The 15,579-nt window shown below is 54.0% G+C and carries 16 protein-coding genes; 10 read left to right on the forward strand and 6 right to left on the reverse strand.

Going from position 1 to position 15,579, the window contains the following annotated elements; genetic code table 11:
• Positions 1-69: 69 nt before the first annotated feature.
• The 3 genes from ENH71_RS07700 to ENH71_RS07710 are packed head-to-tail and all read right to left on the reverse strand — an operon-like array spanning position 70 to position 2,991.
• A complete protein-coding gene (locus ENH71_RS07700; protein WP_294135630.1) occupies positions 70-714 on the reverse strand; it encodes a response regulator in 645 nt (214 codons plus the stop codon).
• Complete coding sequence (locus tag ENH71_RS07705; RefSeq protein WP_294135628.1) at positions 711-2,108, reverse strand: HAMP domain-containing sensor histidine kinase; 1,398 nt, start codon at positions 2,106-2,108, stop codon at positions 711-713. The genes ENH71_RS07700 and ENH71_RS07705 overlap by 4 nt, the downstream gene beginning before the upstream one ends.
• A gap of 13 nt (positions 2,109-2,121) precedes the next feature.
• Positions 2,122-2,991, reverse strand: coding sequence for an alpha/beta fold hydrolase (locus tag ENH71_RS07710; RefSeq protein ID WP_294135626.1), 870 nt, complete (start codon positions 2,989-2,991; stop codon positions 2,122-2,124).
• A gap of 331 nt (positions 2,992-3,322) precedes the next feature.
• Here ENH71_RS07710 and pqqA point away from each other — a divergent pair, with 331 nt between their 5' ends.
• The 6 genes from pqqA to ENH71_RS07740 all read left to right on the forward strand — a co-directional run bounded on the left by pqqA (position 3,323) and on the right by ENH71_RS07740 (position 7,425).
• A complete protein-coding gene (gene pqqA / locus ENH71_RS07715; protein WP_294137653.1) occupies positions 3,323-3,394 on the forward strand; it encodes a pyrroloquinoline quinone precursor peptide PqqA in 72 nt (23 codons plus the stop codon).
• Positions 3,395-3,496: 102 nt separating this feature from the next.
• On the forward strand, positions 3,497-4,414 hold the full coding sequence (pqqB, locus tag ENH71_RS07720) for a pyrroloquinoline quinone biosynthesis protein PqqB (protein WP_294135624.1): 918 nt from the start codon (positions 3,497-3,499) through the stop codon (positions 4,412-4,414).
• 52 nt (positions 4,415-4,466) lie between these two features.
• Positions 4,467-5,207, forward strand: a complete 741-nt coding sequence (gene pqqC / locus ENH71_RS07725; protein WP_294135622.1) for a pyrroloquinoline-quinone synthase PqqC — start codon at positions 4,467-4,469, stop codon at positions 5,205-5,207.
• Positions 5,204-5,476: a pyrroloquinoline quinone biosynthesis peptide chaperone PqqD gene (gene pqqD / locus ENH71_RS07730; protein WP_294135620.1), complete on the forward strand. Its 273-nt coding sequence runs from the start codon at positions 5,204-5,206 to the stop codon at positions 5,474-5,476. Before pqqC ends, pqqD begins: the two co-directional genes overlap by 4 nt.
• Positions 5,448-6,593: a pyrroloquinoline quinone biosynthesis protein PqqE gene (gene pqqE / locus ENH71_RS07735; RefSeq protein ID WP_294135619.1), complete on the forward strand. Its 1,146-nt coding sequence runs from the start codon at positions 5,448-5,450 to the stop codon at positions 6,591-6,593. Before pqqD ends, pqqE begins: the two co-directional genes overlap by 29 nt.
• A 127-nt stretch (positions 6,594-6,720) precedes the next feature.
• On the forward strand, positions 6,721-7,425 hold the full coding sequence (locus tag ENH71_RS07740) for an SDR family oxidoreductase (RefSeq protein WP_294135618.1): 705 nt from the start codon (positions 6,721-6,723) through the stop codon (positions 7,423-7,425).
• 85 nt (positions 7,426-7,510) lie between these two features.
• Here ENH71_RS07740 and ENH71_RS07745 read toward each other — a convergent pair whose 3' ends face one another.
• Complete coding sequence (locus tag ENH71_RS07745) at positions 7,511-8,524, reverse strand: hypothetical protein (protein WP_294135616.1); 1,014 nt, start codon at positions 8,522-8,524, stop codon at positions 7,511-7,513.
• Between the two features lie 497 nt (positions 8,525-9,021).
• Here ENH71_RS07745 and ENH71_RS07750 point away from each other — a divergent pair, with 497 nt between their 5' ends.
• Both ENH71_RS07750 and ENH71_RS07755 read left to right on the forward strand, forming a co-directional pair.
• Positions 9,022-10,791, forward strand: a complete 1,770-nt coding sequence (locus tag ENH71_RS07750) for a thioredoxin domain-containing protein (RefSeq protein WP_294137647.1) — start codon at positions 9,022-9,024, stop codon at positions 10,789-10,791.
• A 275-nt stretch (positions 10,792-11,066) separates the two neighbouring features.
• Positions 11,067-11,744 (forward strand): nitroreductase, encoded by a 678-nt coding sequence (locus tag ENH71_RS07755; protein WP_294137648.1) that lies wholly within the window; start codon positions 11,067-11,069, stop codon positions 11,742-11,744.
• Between the two features lie 113 nt (positions 11,745-11,857).
• Here ENH71_RS07755 and ENH71_RS07760 read toward each other — a convergent pair whose 3' ends face one another.
• On the reverse strand, positions 11,858-12,220 hold the full coding sequence (locus ENH71_RS07760; RefSeq protein ID WP_294137649.1) for a diacylglycerol kinase: 363 nt from the start codon (positions 12,218-12,220) through the stop codon (positions 11,858-11,860).
• Positions 12,221-12,314: 94 nt separating this feature from the next.
• Positions 12,315-13,640, reverse strand: coding sequence for a spinster family MFS transporter (locus tag ENH71_RS07765; protein WP_294137650.1), 1,326 nt, complete (start codon positions 13,638-13,640; stop codon positions 12,315-12,317).
• A gap of 564 nt (positions 13,641-14,204) precedes the next feature.
• Here ENH71_RS07765 and ENH71_RS07770 point away from each other — a divergent pair.
• Positions 14,205-15,392: an alpha/beta hydrolase-fold protein gene (locus ENH71_RS07770; RefSeq protein WP_294137651.1), complete on the forward strand. Its 1,188-nt coding sequence runs from the start codon at positions 14,205-14,207 to the stop codon at positions 15,390-15,392.
• Positions 15,393-15,496: 104 nt separating this feature from the next.
• On the forward strand, positions 15,497-15,579 hold an 83-nt coding region (locus ENH71_RS07775), incomplete at its 3' end, for a transposase (protein ID WP_294137655.1).

Here is a 15,579-nt window from a genome sequence, read left to right on the forward strand (position 1 = left end):
GACGTTTGTACTGACAAGCTGAAAGAGCTGCGACGCAGATAACCAGAGTTTGGGCGGGCTGACGGCACCCTAAGGTGCTATCAGACCCGCGCGGATGGCAATGATTGCCAGTTCGGCACTATTGGCCGCATCAAGCTTTTGTTTGATGTTGTAAAGGTGCGTCCCGATGGTACGGGGGCTCAACGACATCACAGTGGCTATCTCCTGCACCGAATTGCCTTTGGCCAGCTCAATAAACACTTTGAATTCTTTTTCGCTCAATGCATCCAGCGGATTTTTTGATCCGGAAACCTGCTCAACCGCCATGGCCTGAGCAATATCGGGCTCCAGGTAAATCTGGCCTTTGTGCACGGCTCGTATGGCTTGCATCAGTACTTCTGCCGCACTGCGTTTGGTGACATAACCGGCAGCGCCCGCTTTAATTACCCGCCGGGCATGCATCACATCTTCGTGGGCCGATAGCACCAGGATTTTCTGCTGCGGCTCTTTGGCCAGCACTCTGCCAATGGTTTCAAGGCCGCCAATACCGGGCATGGAAATGTCCATCACCAGCACATCCGGCGCCAGTTCCTGAAACTGTTTAATGGCGTCTTCGCCGCATTGCGCTTCACCGATGACATCAATGTCTTCGGAGCCTTGCAGTAATAGCCTGAAACCCATGCGCACGACGGCATGATCGTCAACCAACATGACCTTGATTGGTTTATTGTTCATAGGTTGTCCTGTAGCAAGGGTAGGGTGGCGACAATGGTTGTGCCCGCACCCGCGCCGGATTCGAAGCGCACTTCGCCGCCAAACGCTTGCACGCGCTCTTTGATGCCGACGATGCCGAAGCGTTGACTTTCAGCCAGCTCGCTGGCCATGCCCTTGCCGTCATCGCTGACCTTGATCTCAAGTCGATCCGGATTGCCGGCTCGCAGTGCCAGCGCTACTTTAACTTCGGAGGCTTCGGCATGTTTGACAGCGTTGGTCAAACACTCCTGTACCACGCGATAAACCGTAATGTTGACGTTTTCATCAAAATTGTTAAGACCGTCCTCGGTTGACAGTTCAATATTCAGTTGCGGATGCTGACGGCGATACTGGGCTGCCAGCTCCCCGATGGCATCATTAAGGCCCAGGTGATCGAGGGCGCTGGGTCTGAGCTGGCGAATCATGGAGTGCACAACGTCGTAAATGTGAGATGCGACCTCCACTATGGTCTGTGCGTTCTGTCGGGTTTCGTCCTGTTTGTCGTTCCCCCGCGACGCAATGGTCGTGCCGATAGTCTTGATGGCGGTGACGCACTGGCCAAGCTCATCGTGCAGCTCTCTGGCGATGGCTCTTCTCTCTTCTTCCAGTTTAACCTGAATAAGCTGGGTAAACCTGCGGTTCTGCTCCAGTTCAAGCTCGGCAGCCAGACGCTGTTGCTCTTCTTTGGCCAGCCGCGCATTCTCGATAAGCGCGTGCTGCAGTGATGAGGTCATTCTGTTGAAGGTTTGCGAAATGGCATCGAATTCGGGCAATCTGTAGCTGTCCAGTCTTACGCCATAGTTACCCTGCTCAATCTGGGACAATGCGGTGACAATGTCTTTAATGGGGCGCAGCGTATGTCCCAGAGTCATAAACACGGCGATATTAAGCAGGACAAAAAACACCAGGATAAACAGCGTAAAACGCCAGAGTTCATCCCAGGCGTCCAGCACCGATCTGGATGAGTCAGGCGTAATCACGATCGAACCTTGTGCCACCGGCAGTCGGATTTCCGCGGTAGCTGGCGCTACCAGCGCGGTGAACCAGTCAGGTGCCCAGCGCCCCTGTTTGTACTCAGAGGGAGGCGACTCATACAACAGGGTGTTGTTACTGTCATACAGGCGTACTTCATTGGCACGAACCCGACCAACATTGCTCAGGTAGTCTGTCATGCTTGCCAGTGGATCAGTGCTTCGGGCCGACTCCACGGGAGAGGGCAGAATGGATTGCAGCAGTTGAATGGCGACCCGGGTCCCGGCCTCAATCTCCTGATCGATAGACTTGCGCTTGTAGTCGATCAGCATATACGCCATGACGGCCACCCAGGCAATACCGATCAGTGAAATGGTCAGACTGACTCTGAAGCGCAGGTTCATGGCAGGTTCTCCGTCAGTGATCAACGAGACGGTCGCGCAGGGCATCGACCTCTTCGCGTAGTATCGGCGCGAGGGCATCTGACAGAGCGCCATGCCCGGCCCTGCTTACCATGCGCAGTTTGACATTGGGCAGGCGCTGACTTAATTTCCAGGCGGTAATGGGCGGGCATACCAGATCGAGTTCGCCCTGCACAATCGTGATCGGCGCATGAATTTCGTGCGCGGCCTCCAGCAGGGGCGAGTCAGCCAGGAAGCACTGGTTTTTCAGAAAATGTAACTGCACACGAGTACTGTTCAGCAGAGCCTGGCTGGCGGACAGTGTTGGGGGCGTGGCAGATGCTTCAGTCCCGATTCTCATAATCTGCATCTCGTATTCTACCCAGCGCCTGGCTGCCTCGCTGGCGTGACCCTGGTCGGCATCAAAGACCGCCCGGTAGTAGGCGTCTATCAGATCGGGGCCCATGCCCTCAGCAAGCTGTTGGCAGGCCTGCGGTGCAAAGCGCGCCACGCCATGCGTGAACCAAGAGACCTCCTCATCAGTGCCCAGGAAAACGCCGCGCAGTATCATCTCTGCTACATTCTGCGGGTAGAGCCGCGCGTAGACCAGCGCCAGCGTGCTGCCCCAGGAGCCACCAAACAGGCTCATTTTACCACTGATGCCCAGTGCCTCACGGATAATGTTGATATCCTCAGCCAGTGTCTGCGTATCGTTATCCTGTGCCTCGCCCGCCGGTGAAGACTGGCCGCAGCCGCGCTGGTCAAACAGCACAATATCGAAAAATTCCGGGTCAAAGTAGCGGCGATGGGCAGCCCTGACCTGGCTGCCCGGGCCACCGTGCAGAAAGATTATCGGATGGCCACCTTTTTTCCCGCTGCGCTCCACATACAGTGAATGGCGTGAGGAGACCGTCAGCGTCTGGGTAAAGAACGGCTCTATGTGTGGATATAGTGTGTTGATGGACAGCTCCCGAACCGCGTGGTGAATAACATGGACAAATATTAAAGCTGAACTTTTTTACAGTGATACGGGCATTTTGCCAATAGCGCAACCAGCAATCTAATGAAAATCATGAGTGCCTTTTACTGATAATGCGGCAGCGCGGCAGTGCCTGACAGGGCCAGAATCGAATGGTCTTGTGGTCAAACAGCTGAAACTGGCTGGGGCCCAGGCCCCGGGAAACCGGGATAACCCAACTACTGTGGAGATTACACCTATGTGGACTAAACCAGATTACACCGAAATGCGTTACGGTTTTGAAGTGACCATGTATTTCGCCAACCGTTAATCGGTCGGTTGATGCATGGAGATTGACCCCAAAGAGAGAGCCGCCTTATCAGGAGGCTTTCTCTTTGATTTAACGTCAGTAGAATTTGTGTAAGGACAAACCATGAGAGTACGCGTTCTGGGTTCTGCCGCCGGCGGCGGATTCCCGCAGTGGAACTGCAACTGTCCGAATTGTGACGGTGTGCGCAAGGGTACGATCAAGGCGTCGCCGCGTACTCAGTCATCCATTGCCATCAGCAGTGACAACATCAACTGGCTGCTGTTTAATGCCTCTCCCGATATTCTGGCGCAGTTTCAGCGCTTTCCGGAACTGCAACCGGGTCGTGCCATTCGTGACACTGCCGTCAAAGGCATTGTTCTGATGGATGCCCAGATCGACCATACCACCGGGTTGTTTATGTTGCGGGAGGGTAAAGTGCCTCTCAATATTTACTGCACCGGCATGGTCCATGAAGACCTGACCCAGGGTAATCCCATATTTAATGTGCTGGAGCATTTCTGCGGCGTGTCCTGGCATCAGGTGCCGACAGCACCGGGAAGCACGTTCGAGGTGGACGGCATCACGGATATCCGCATCACCGCCGTTCCCCTTAGCAGCAAAGCGCCGCCATTCTCGCCGCATCGCCATGATCCGCACGAGGGCGACAATATCGGCATACAGCTGGAGGATACGCGCACTGGCAAGAAACTGTTTTATGCCCCCGGGCTGGCGGCCATCGAGCCACACCTGCTGCCGTTCATGCAGCAGGCCGATTGTCTGATGGTGGATGGTACCTGCTGGACCAATGATGAAATGCGGGCGCTGGGTATCAGCGAGAAGCTATCACTTGATATGGGTCACATGCCCCAATCAGGACCCGGCGGCATGATTGAGGCATTGGGGCGTTTGCCAGCTGCGCGCAAAATACTTATCCATATCAACAATACCAACCCAATCCTGCGCGACGATTCCGATGAGCGTGAGATCCTGCATCAGGAGAAAATCGAAGTGGCTTTTGATGGCATGGACTTCAGTCTGTAACGCCGTCCTGACTCCAAGGCAGTTCCAAATAGATACCGCGGGAGCTTCTGCAATGACAATCGATACTGCTGCACCCTGGTCAACCGAAGAATTTGAAGCCAGGTTGCGTGCCAAAGAAAACTGCTATCACATCTTTCATCCTTTCCACATTGCCATGAACAGTGGACAGTGCAACAAAGAGCAGGTGCAGGGCTGGGTGCTTAACCGTTTCTATTACCAGATCATGATTCCGATCAAGGATGCCGCCGTCATGTCAAATATGCCGGATAGGGACCATCGTCGCCTGTGGGTGCAGCGTATCCTGGATCATGATGGCGCCGAAGGCGAGGAGGGTGGCATCGAGGCCTGGCTGGCGCTGGCCGAAGCGGTGGGCCTGGATCGTGAAGAAGTAATTTCGCTGCAAAGCGTGACACCTGGCGTAAAGTTTGCTGTTGATGCGTATGTCAACTTTGCCCGAACCGCGCCCTGGCAGGAGGCGGTATGCTCGTCGCTGACTGAGCTTTTTGCGCCGACCATTCATCAGAAACGCCTGGACAGCTGGCCGCAACATTATCCCTGGATTGATGCCAACGGCTATCAGTATTTTCGCAAACGTTTGTCCGAGGCACGGCGTGATGTTGAACACGGTTTACGGGTGACACTGGCGCATTTTAAGACCCGGACTGAACAGGAGCGCGCGCTTGATATTCTGCAATTCAAACTCAACGTTCTGTGGACCATGCTGGACGCCATGCAGGTCACCTACGGTATTGGCGATCACAACAGTGGCGCGATAGCGAGGATGACACCGTGAGCCTGGCTAAAGACAAGGCGCTGCGATTTGCCCGGCAATACAAACTGCAGTGGGAAAAGGCCCAGGACGCCTGGGTGCTGTTGTACCCCGAAGGCTTGATCAAGTTGACCGAAAGCGCCGGCGAGATTCTCAAACGTATTGACGGGCAGTGCAGTGCCACGGACATCATCAACAGCCTGCAGGCCGCCTTTCCGGGCGCTGATCTGCAGCAAGACGTCACCGACTTTCTGGAGCATGCCCATGACAAAGGCTGGATTATCACCGACTGACAGCATCAAGCCGCCGCTGTGGGTCAATGCCGAGATCACCTACAAGTGCCCTCTGCATTGCGTGTTCTGCTATAACCCGCTGAACTATGCCTCTACCTTTGACAAAGAGTTGACCACCGAGGAGTGGCTGAAGGCGCTGCGCGAGGCTCGTGAATTGGGCGCTGTGCAACTGGGTATTTCCGGCGGTGAGCCCCTGATGCGCGATGATGCGGAGGTCATTGTCGCCGAAGCCAGCAAAATGGGTTATTACGTCAATCTGCTGACCTCCGGCATTGGTCTGACCGAAAAACGTATTGCCGCATTCAAGGCCGGCGGGCTGGATCAGATTCAGCTATCGTTTCAGGACTCCACCAAAGAGATGAACGACTTTCTGTCCAGCACCCGCACATTTGACCTCAAGCTCAAAGTCGCCAGGCTGATCAAGCAGTACGACTACCCGATGGTGCTGAATGTGGTGCTGCACCGGCTTAATATCGATCACATCGAACAGATCCTGGAGATGGCAGAGGAGATGCAGGCGGATCACGTGGAACTGGCCAACAGCCAGTACTATGCCTGGGCGTTTAAGAACCGTGAGCACCTGATGCCCAGTCGCGAACAGCTGGAGCATGCGGAGGCGGTCTGCAATCAATTTCGAGCCCGCCTGGGCAACAAGATGAAACTCTATTTTGTGGTGCCCGATTATTATCAGGATCGACCCAAAGCCTGCATGAACGGCTGGGGTACTGTGTTTCTGAATATCGCGCCGGACGGTCTGGCGTTGCCCTGTCATGAGGCCCGCATGCTGCCCGGGCTGGAATTCCCCAACCTGCGCGATCACGAAGTGCGCAGCATCTGGTACGAGTCGGAAGCCTTTAATGCCTATCGCGGTGATGGCTGGATGAAGGAGCCCTGCCGCAGCTGTGATGAAAAAGACAAGGACTTTGGCGGCTGCCGTTGCCAGGCTTTTATGCTGACCGGCGATGCCCGTAACGCTGATCCGGTGTGCAGCAAATCGCCACATCACTCAGTCGTGACCGATCAGGTGGCGCTTGCGCAGCAACCGCGGCGGCCGGACGACGAAGTGCGACCCCTGATCATCTTTCGGGATGACGGCAACTCACGCCGCCTGTCGTGAAAACCTGGCCAGAGCAGGTCGCAAATCAGGTGTTTTGCCGCCTGCTAAACTGGACACCGGGCTTTATCAATATTACGTTCTACTCATCTGATACATTCAATGTTTATAAACGGACGGAGGTACAGAGATGAGTAGCAATGTGCACAGCGACAGTCCGGTTCTGGTCATCACCGGGGCTTCTTCGGGAATTGGCGCTGCCACCGCCAGAGCCATGGCCAATGCAGGATACCGGCTGGTACTGGCAGCCCGCTCACGGGATAAGCTGAAAACGCTACAGGATGAGCTGGGCGGCGACGGCAAGGTGATCACCGTGGCCTGCGATGTGCAACAGGTCGCGGACCAGATAGCCATGGTGGACGAGGCCCTGAAGGCCTTTGGCCGCATCGATGCGGTATTCGCCAACGCCGGGCGCGGCGGCGAGCCGGGAGGCTTCAGCGGCGCAGATCCGGAGATCTGGAAGGATATGATTCTCACCAACATCCTTGGTGTCGGCATTACCCTGCAGGCGTGTATGCCGGAACTCCGGAAATCCCGGGGCCACCTTCTGATTACCGGCTCCGCTGCGGGCCGTGCGACCATTGCAGGTTCAATGTACAGCGCCACCAAATGGGCAGTGTCGGCGATCGGTTACGGCGTAAGGGAAGAGCTGCGCGGCAGTGGCATCCGGGTGACGCTGATTGAGCCAGGCATGGTAGACACGCCGTTCTTTGACGAATCCCCTGACCATGCGCTGCGGCCGGAAGATATCGCCGAGGCCGTCAAGTACGCCCTGGCGCAGCCTGCCCATGTTGATGTGAACGAGCTCCTGATCAGGCCGACGCCGAAGGCATAACCGTGGAGTTCTTCGCCCTGCTGTTTCAATCTGAAGTGAGCACAGGGCTACTGGTTGCGCCTAAGGCTACTGATGGGAGTGGCGTCTACCGGGTCTCCGCTTGGCGCGCACCTGCCAGTATGCCGGGTAGAGCGTAATTGCCTTCATGGCAGGCATATTCGTAGATACGGTCAGGTGAGGGGCGCATGTGCAGAATGCCTTTGATTGGTTCAACGAAGGTGGCTGGATCATTAATGGTAAATTCGTAAACCAGTGAGCCATTGCCATTCAAGGTGAAGCGCTCCTCAAGCTGCATGTTTTCAGCTGAACCCCAGGCCGCATAAGGTTGGGACAGGCTGGCTATCTTGTCAGTAAAGTTGCGGGTGTGCACCACCAGCGTGTCGCCCTGCCAGTGACCACGGGCATTGCCGCCCCACTGCGTGATCGCCGGATCCGCATGGGGCCGACCGTCCAGCGGAATGATGCGCGCGTCATGGATCATTTCGGTGACGATGACGACATGATCGCTAAACTGCAGCAACTGCATATTATTATTGTATTTGCTGGGCAGCATGGGTGGGCCGGTGTTAAAACCCACCAGACAGCGTTCGGACAAGCCACGATCCTCCGGGCCGTCCTTGCTGATGCCGCCCAGCAGGAAGCGTGCCGGGCGCTGGCTTGGCACATCGCCATTTGCTGAACTGCGTTGCAGAACGGCGCCCTCACTTAACGGCGGGATACGACCATTAGCCGGGCTGACAATGATGGATGTGCGCAGATTGTCACCGACGCCGTCTCCCCATTCGTCCCAAAAGTCGTTGTAACCGATATTGAGGCCGTCCGGTTCGCGTTCGAAGCGTGCCTGACGGGCGGTGACGATCGACTGCTCAAATTCCCTGGCTTCCTGCACGGTCATGAACTCTTTGTCTGCCAGGTGTTCAGGGCGTTGCAGGGGAGTGACGGAGGCAAAGCTCCAGAACCCCTGCATGTCGGGCTGCCCGAACTGATTGCGGGCAGGGGTGGCAGCGTCAGGGGCCGCCAGGACCGATAACGTCAGTGTCGCACCGGAAAAGGCGGTCAAAAAAGCTAAGCCGTACAGATAGCGGTCTGGCCATCTCATCAAGAGTGTCTCTCCTCAGCGATTATTTTTCTGTTGTGTGCCGATGAGTCCAAAGTTATCGCCGATTGTGCTGTTTGTACAGTTTTGAGGACAATTATCCATAACATGGCAGCGCGCAATTCACTGATATCACGCCCCTGGTGTAGCCACTGTTACAGCTGTTAGTGCGGGCCCGGGGAACTGTGTTTATGCATACATCATGATGATGCAACACGCACTATTGCAGGATAACAGCATGTCCAGACGTATCAGGCATTGCCACAACGTGGAAAACCTCCGACTGTTGGCTAAACAACGAAAGTGGAAGTCCGGTTTTTAGGGCAAATGTTGAGGGAAATGGCGGATTGGAATTGCGCTTTGCACCGGCTGGTGTTAGCCTCGGCGCAAGACCGGGCAAATACATGAATGAGTTCAGATATTCTGATGCAGCCCTTCACGCACACTCTCCCGGGTCTATTTATTAAAATATATTGCTGGCCTTCAGGCTGGAGGAGATTATGCGTAAGTTGCTCGGAGACATCAAACTCAATGGCAGAAGAACGATATTTGCCAGTGTAACCGCCCTGGTATTTTCACTGAGCGCCGCTCAGAGTGTGGTCGCTCAGGACCGCGCAGGCGATTTTGCTCTGCTGGATCAGGATGGACGCTTCCATCACATGGCCTGGTACGACAACAATAAAGCCATCGCGTTTCTGGTGCAGGCCAGTGGTGATGCTGCTACCCAAAGCTCGTTGGCCTCTTATAATGCCCTGAAAGAGCAATACGCTTCTCAGGGGATCGTCTTTATGATGATTAACCCGCTAGGGGAGCAGCGCGATGTTGTGAAAGCTGACGCGGACAGCCTGGGAATAGACATACCTGTGCTGATTGATGACGCTCAGGTAGTCTCCGAAGCGCTGGGTATCGATAAAACCGGTGAGGCCTTCCTGTACGACCCGAAGTCTTTTCGCGTGATATATCGTGGCCCGGCAGATCAGTCAATGGCAAACGCCCTTGCTGCTGTGGTGGCAGGTAATGCTGTTCCCAATGCAGTTGTGGCCACACAGGGCACTGCGGTTGCCTATCCTGCCCGCGATAAACTGCTGCAAGAAGGCGTCTCCTATAGCAAGGACGTAGCGCCGGTGCTTGCTGAAAACTGTGCAAGCTGTCATCGCGAAGGAGGCATAGCCCCGTTTGCGTTAAACAGCCACACCATGGCACAAGGCTGGTCGCCCATGATTCGTGAAGTGCTGATGACCAAGCGTATGCCGCCGGGACAAATTGACCCGCATATTGGTGAATTCCGTAATCACTACACGCTGACGCCAGACGAACAGCAGAAAGTGCTGCAGTGGATAGCAACAGGTTCCGTCAAGGATGGCGATGCCGATCCGCTGGCTGAGCTGACCTGGTCACAGGAAAAGTGGGCGTTTGGCGAACCTGACCTGATCATCAAGGTTCCGCCGCAGAGTATTCCGGCAACCGGCGTGCTCGACTACATTGATGTGGTTGTGCCGCTGGAAGGCCTGGATCGTGACCGATGGGTGCGCGCCAGCCAATATGTTCCCGGTGACCGCACCGTGTTGCACCATACCCTGAACGCGTTTATTGAACCGGGCAAGCGCCCATCACAAGGTTTGATTACCCGTTTCAGTGACCCTGATCAGGCTTACATCACGCCTTACATCCCCGGCGCAGATCCACATCTGGAAGAGCCAAACACCGGTGGTATTCTGCGTGCGGGCACCTCGCTGGCATTGAACCTGCATTACACAACCACAGGTCGTGAGACAGTAGACAACAGTGAAATTGGTGTGTGGTTCTACCCGGATGATGAAATCCCGACCGAGCGTCGCCTGGGTGACTGTGCCTGTATCTTCACGCCCACCTGGACTGACATTCCGGCGTTCGATCCGGATTTTGAGCAGACTGCGTCTATCACCATCCCGACTGATGCCGAAATCATGGCGTTCACGCCGCATATGCACTTCCGTGGCAAGCGTATGGTGTTCGACGCACATTACCCTGACGGCAGCGTTGAGCGACTGTTGAATATTGCCCAGTACAACTACAACTGGCAGATGGAGTATCAGCTGGCTGAACCCAAGTTTGTGCCAGCGGGTACACGTGTTGTGGTTACCGGCGCATTTGATAACTCGGAGCAGAACAAAGCTAACCCGGATCCTTCGCGTGTTGTGCCATGGGGCCAGCAGAGCTGGGATGAGATGTTCTTCGGCCAGGTTTACTGGAAAGAAGTGAAAGCAGCTACGGCTATCAGCTCAAACTAATAGCAACAAGCGTCTGACAAAAAAGCAGGAGATTTAATCTCCTGCTTTTTTTTGCGCTCAATTGTAGTGTCGCCAGTAATTATCGATTCGACGTGAAGAAACTATATGCAGACGATCAGATTATTTTTAATCCGACCGTACCTTTTTCAAGTCGCGCAACGACTCAATCGGGGCCACCAAGACGACCGTCATACGTCTCCATGATGCTTGCCGCTGAAAAACCAGCAATGACAACAACAGTATGTTCTCAGGTACAACCTGGATGGGAGTAAGCAGTGGATTTTGATGAAGTGGTACAGCGTCGACGTAGTATTCGTGGTTATCTGAAGAAGCCGGTGCCGAAGGCACTGATCCGTGAAATTCTCGAACTGGCGATGCGGGCACCAACTTCGCTGAACACGCAGCCCTGGAATTTCTACGTTGTCGCGGGCGAGGTGCTTGACCGGATCCGCGCCGGCAATGTTGAGCGCAATCTTGCCGGCGTGCCCGATAGTCGGGAATTCCGTATGGGACCTGGTTATGAGGGCGTACATCGAGAGCGCCAGATCGAGATTGCCAAACAGCTATTTGGCGCAATGGGAATCGCGCGCGAGGATAAAGAAAAGCGCCATGACTGGGTTCTGCGCGGTTTTCGGCAGTTCGATGCGCCGGTCTCGATCGTTGTGACCTATGACAAGTCAATTCAGGGCAGCGACATCGCGCCTTTCGACTGCGGTGGCGTCGTTAACTGCCTCGTCAACGCGGCCTGGTCACGAGGTCTGGGCTGTGTGATCAACAGTCAGGGCATCATGCAAAGCCCGGTGGTGCGTGAACAGGCCGGTATCCCCGACGATCAGGTGATACAGACTTGCGTGGCAATGGGGTGGCCGGATGAAACCTTTCCGGCTAATGCTGTGGTCTCAAAACGCAAGTCGGTGGCGGACGCAGCGGTATTTGTGGGGTTTGAGGACTGAGCAAACTGGCCGTACTTCGCGATGAGATGCTCGTGACGCTCCAGTGCGGGAAAAATTGTTTATTGTGGCTCCATAATGTCCAGGGCCAGAGGCACAAGGATGATGAGTAAAAGCTAGAGCGGCCAAAGCACAATGCCCCAGATTATTGCCGCGCCAATCAGGCTGAGCATCACGGCGGCAGACCCCATGTCTTTTGCTCGTCCGCTCAGCACATGGTCTTCGTGTCCGATCCGGTCAATGATAACCTCAACGGCAGTGTTCAGTATCTCGGTGATGAGTATGAGTAGCAATGACACCACCAGCAGTGCGCGCTCTGCCGGCGTCACGTCAGCCATGATAATTACGGGCATCAGCAACAGCGCCAGCATAACTTCCTGCCGGAAGGCAGCTTCGTGCCGCCACAACGCCCGCAGTCCCTGAGACGAATAACGTGTGGCGTGTAGCAGGCGTTTCAGCCCCTTTTTTTGCGGTTTCATTTGGCTTCCTGTCTTTATCACCGGGGTTGTAATCTCCCCTTGTTTTTCGTCGCGCAGCGGATCTCCCGACCAGGGTCAGGCGATCCGCTAAAAGTCAGTCTGGCGCTGCCGCAAGGTCTGCGCGTAAATTTGTGGCGGCCAGGTAAAAATGGCAGGACGACCAGAACAGTACCGTCGGAATCAATGCCACCATGGCATAACGCAGTGAGTCATTGCCCAGCGTTGGTAACAGGTAGTCACTGAGCATGCCGACTGACCAGGGGCCAAGACCAAGACCAATAATATTGAGTATCAGGAACAAAATTGCCGATGCGGTGGCGCGCATGCGTTGTCCTACCAGGGCGTGTGAGGTAGCGATGGTAGTACCCAGATAAACGTTAAACAGTAAGCCCGGTACAAAGGCAAGAATCAATGCCGTGTATTGGCTTGATGTTAAATAGACTGCCAGTGTAAAAGGCAAACTGATAAAACCAGCGATGGCAGGCAGCCACATGTACCATCGTTTGTCGCGCGGCGCCAGTTTGTCGGCAAGGATACCGCCAGCAAAAACGCCTATTGCTCCAAACAGCCCGGTCGACAGCGCCAGCCAGGTACCGAGTTCACCGGTCGTCATGCCGTGAGTGCGGATAAAAAAGGAAGCCAGCCAATTCAGTGTGCCGTAGGCCGCAAATGCATTGAGTCCCGCGGCCAGCGCCATATGGCGGAATGATTTTCTGCTCCAAAGCAGCGCCAATACCTGCTTGAAGGGCGCCAATGCTTCGGGCACATGTTTATTTTCATTCAGTCCACGGATTGGCTCGGCTAACGTTCTGCGAATCAGCAAAGCGATCAGGATGCCGGGAAAGCCCACGACCACAAAGGCAACGCGCCAACCAAAAAACTCATTAAGCCAGCCGCCAAACAAAAATCCAAAGAGGATACCGATGTTGACACCTGTCGAGTAAATTGACAGCGCAGTCGCACGTTTTTCCGGCGGGTAAATGTCAGACACAATTGAGTGGGAGGGTGGGCTGCCGCCCGCTTCGCCGACCCCAACGCCGATACGCGCCAGCAATAGCTGGAGATAGTTCTGTACAAAGCCACTGATGGCGGTCATAAAGCTCCACACACCGATGGCCAGGGCAACAATATTGCGCCGGTTGCCGCGATCGGCCCAGCGTGCGATGGGTATACCTGCAGTGACATAAAACATGGCAAACGCGAATCCGGTCAACAAACCCAACTGGCTGTCTGACAACGACAACTCCAGTTTGATGGACTCCTGCAGAATCGATAATAATTGTCGGTCAATAAAATTAAAGCTGTAGACAACGGTGAGCAGGCCGAGCGCGTAATTCCTGGCGCGGGTAGTTGAGTACGGGTTGAAGACGGGCGGTGGCGTTTGCTGTTCTTCTTGTTTGCTTTCGCTTGTGTCAGTCATTTTCTTTGTCCTGATAAGGCGTGCGTTTAAGAATTACTTGCCGGACTGCTTTACTCCCGGTTTATTCGTTTCCCGGGATAATCTTCCCCAGGATAGGGCAAACAAGAAACACTTAAGACACCAACCGCCCCGTATCAGCACGAGAGCAGCTCTTTGAATTTTTCTTCTATTAATATGCCGCTGTCAGACATCATATTGTGTTCTGCGTAATAAAAATAGCTGTGCGGCCTGTTACACACGAGATGAATATGGGGGCTCGAACCAGGGACAGACGGACCGTGAGTCAAAAGAAGCGGTATTCCCCTGATGCGCCCAACTAGCCGATCTCAAAGGTGTTCCTGATTCTGAACTTGCCATCTCCGGCGAACCGACACACATCTGAGCCCGATGACACCGTACTTGCCTGCTCGATACCTGCATAGGCAGATCACGCCATATTCAGGGGCGTGACATATGGCCATTAAAACTCCACTTTGAACTAAACCTTTATCCAGGTCTCTGCGTCTTATAGACGTGAGCTAGAGAAAATTGGCGAGTTGGTAGCCATAAAACTCAGGGGTGGTGATGACCAGGTCAAGTCCGGGAAAGATTAAAAAATACCTTGCGATATTGTTGTCCTTGCTATTCTGCGTCTCGTCAGTCGTGGCGCAGGTCAAAACCCCAATACCCCTTGCCTCAACGTTTAGTATGCACTCGCAAGTACTCGGCGAAGATCGCACTATCGTCGTGGCGCTGCCAGCAGGTTATGTGAGTAGTAATGCATCCTATCCGGTATTGTATTTGCTCGACGGCGATCAGAATATCTGGCATGTAGCGGGAAGCGTAGAAATTCTGACCCGGACCGGGGCTATGCCACCGGTAATTATTGTGGGCGTTAAAAGCGAGAATAGAATGCGGGATTTCACGCCCTCATCCGTTGAAGGTGTGCCCTATAGCGGAGGTGGCAAGAATTTCCTCAATTTCATTAGCGCGGAATTGATTCCCTACATTGAGAGCAATTACAGAACACACCCTTATCGTTTGCTCGAAGGACACTCCTTGGCGGGTCTTTTTGCTGTCAATACGTTCCTGGAGAATACGCAACTATTCGATGCGTATATCGTTATGAGTCCTGCCATGTGGTGGAATAATGAGGAGATGACGGAGAAAGCAAAATCATTCTTTAAGAATGACGCGGAATTGAATAGATCGATTTATTTCGGCATTGGCGCTGACGATGGACAAGGGATGCAGAATGAACTTGGCCGGTTCGTGGAGACTATTCAGCAAGATGCGCCAAAAGGTTTGAGTTGGAGTCATAAAGTTTTCGAGAATGAAGGGCATATGTCAGCCCCGTTGCTTGCCAATTACTATGGTTTAAAGTTTGTGTTTTCGACACTGAAGCTTCCTGATGCATTGTGGCAAGAATTCGACAGCGAGAAATTTCTGGCTCATGAAAGGATGATCATGGAAACCTATGGGGAGTTCGCAAAACAATCAGAAGGAGACTACGTTACTTTAGGCTTGAAATTAGTAGAGGAGGGGAACTACGAAGGAGCGATAACGGTTTTTAAACGCAACACGGAAGCCTATCCGATCTATCCTGCCAACTTCGCGTGGCTGGCGGATGCATATGAGAAGCATGCAGACTACGATAAAGCCATAGAGGCTTATTCTTTAGCGCTTACAAAATCCAAAGCCATTAATTTTGGCCAAGAAAAGAATTATATGCATAACATAGAGCGGCTTTCGAAACTGACACAAACTGAATGACGGATTATCGGGGGATTACACCATGGTGAGGAATCCTCGTATGGGTTCTACCCCGATTTTACGGACACTTCAAAGAAGCCTTATGATAGGCAAAAGGAGTGTTTATGTCGAAGAGAAGAAAGTTCAGCCCCGAGTTCAAACAAGGTGCCATTGAGCAGGTTCGCCAGCCGGGTGTCAGCTGCGCCCA

Origin of the sequence: Pseudohongiella sp. (assembly GCF_011050365.1) — a bacterium.
GTDB lineage: Bacteria > Pseudomonadota > Gammaproteobacteria > Pseudomonadales > Pseudohongiellaceae > Pseudohongiella.

Bases quoted from the DNA above. Each gene is read 5' to 3' on its own strand.
- pqqE (WP_294135619.1), top strand. From the start codon at position 5,448: ATGACAAAGGCTGGATTATCACCGACTGACAGCATCAAGCCGCCGCTG.
- ENH71_RS07700 (WP_294135630.1), bottom strand. From the start codon at position 714: ATGAACAATAAACCAATCAAGGTCATGTTGGTTGACGATCATGCCGTC.
- pqqC (WP_294135622.1), top strand. From the start codon at position 4,467: ATGACAATCGATACTGCTGCACCCTGGTCAACCGAAGAATTTGAAGCC.
- ENH71_RS07740 (WP_294135618.1), top strand. From the start codon at position 6,721: ATGAGTAGCAATGTGCACAGCGACAGTCCGGTTCTGGTCATCACCGGG.
- pqqB (WP_294135624.1), top strand. From the start codon at position 3,497: ATGAGAGTACGCGTTCTGGGTTCTGCCGCCGGCGGCGGATTCCCGCAG.
- ENH71_RS07745 (WP_294135616.1), bottom strand. From the start codon at position 8,524: ATGAGATGGCCAGACCGCTATCTGTACGGCTTAGCTTTTTTGACCGCC.
- ENH71_RS07765 (WP_294137650.1), bottom strand. From the start codon at position 13,640: ATGACTGACACAAGCGAAAGCAAACAAGAAGAACAGCAAACGCCACCG.
- ENH71_RS07750 (WP_294137647.1), top strand. From the start codon at position 9,022: ATGCGTAAGTTGCTCGGAGACATCAAACTCAATGGCAGAAGAACGATA.
- ENH71_RS07705 (WP_294135628.1), bottom strand. From the start codon at position 2,108: ATGAACCTGCGCTTCAGAGTCAGTCTGACCATTTCACTGATCGGTATT.
- ENH71_RS07760 (WP_294137649.1), bottom strand. From the start codon at position 12,220: ATGAAACCGCAAAAAAAGGGGCTGAAACGCCTGCTACACGCCACACGT.
- ENH71_RS07770 (WP_294137651.1), top strand. From the start codon at position 14,205: ATGACCAGGTCAAGTCCGGGAAAGATTAAAAAATACCTTGCGATATTG.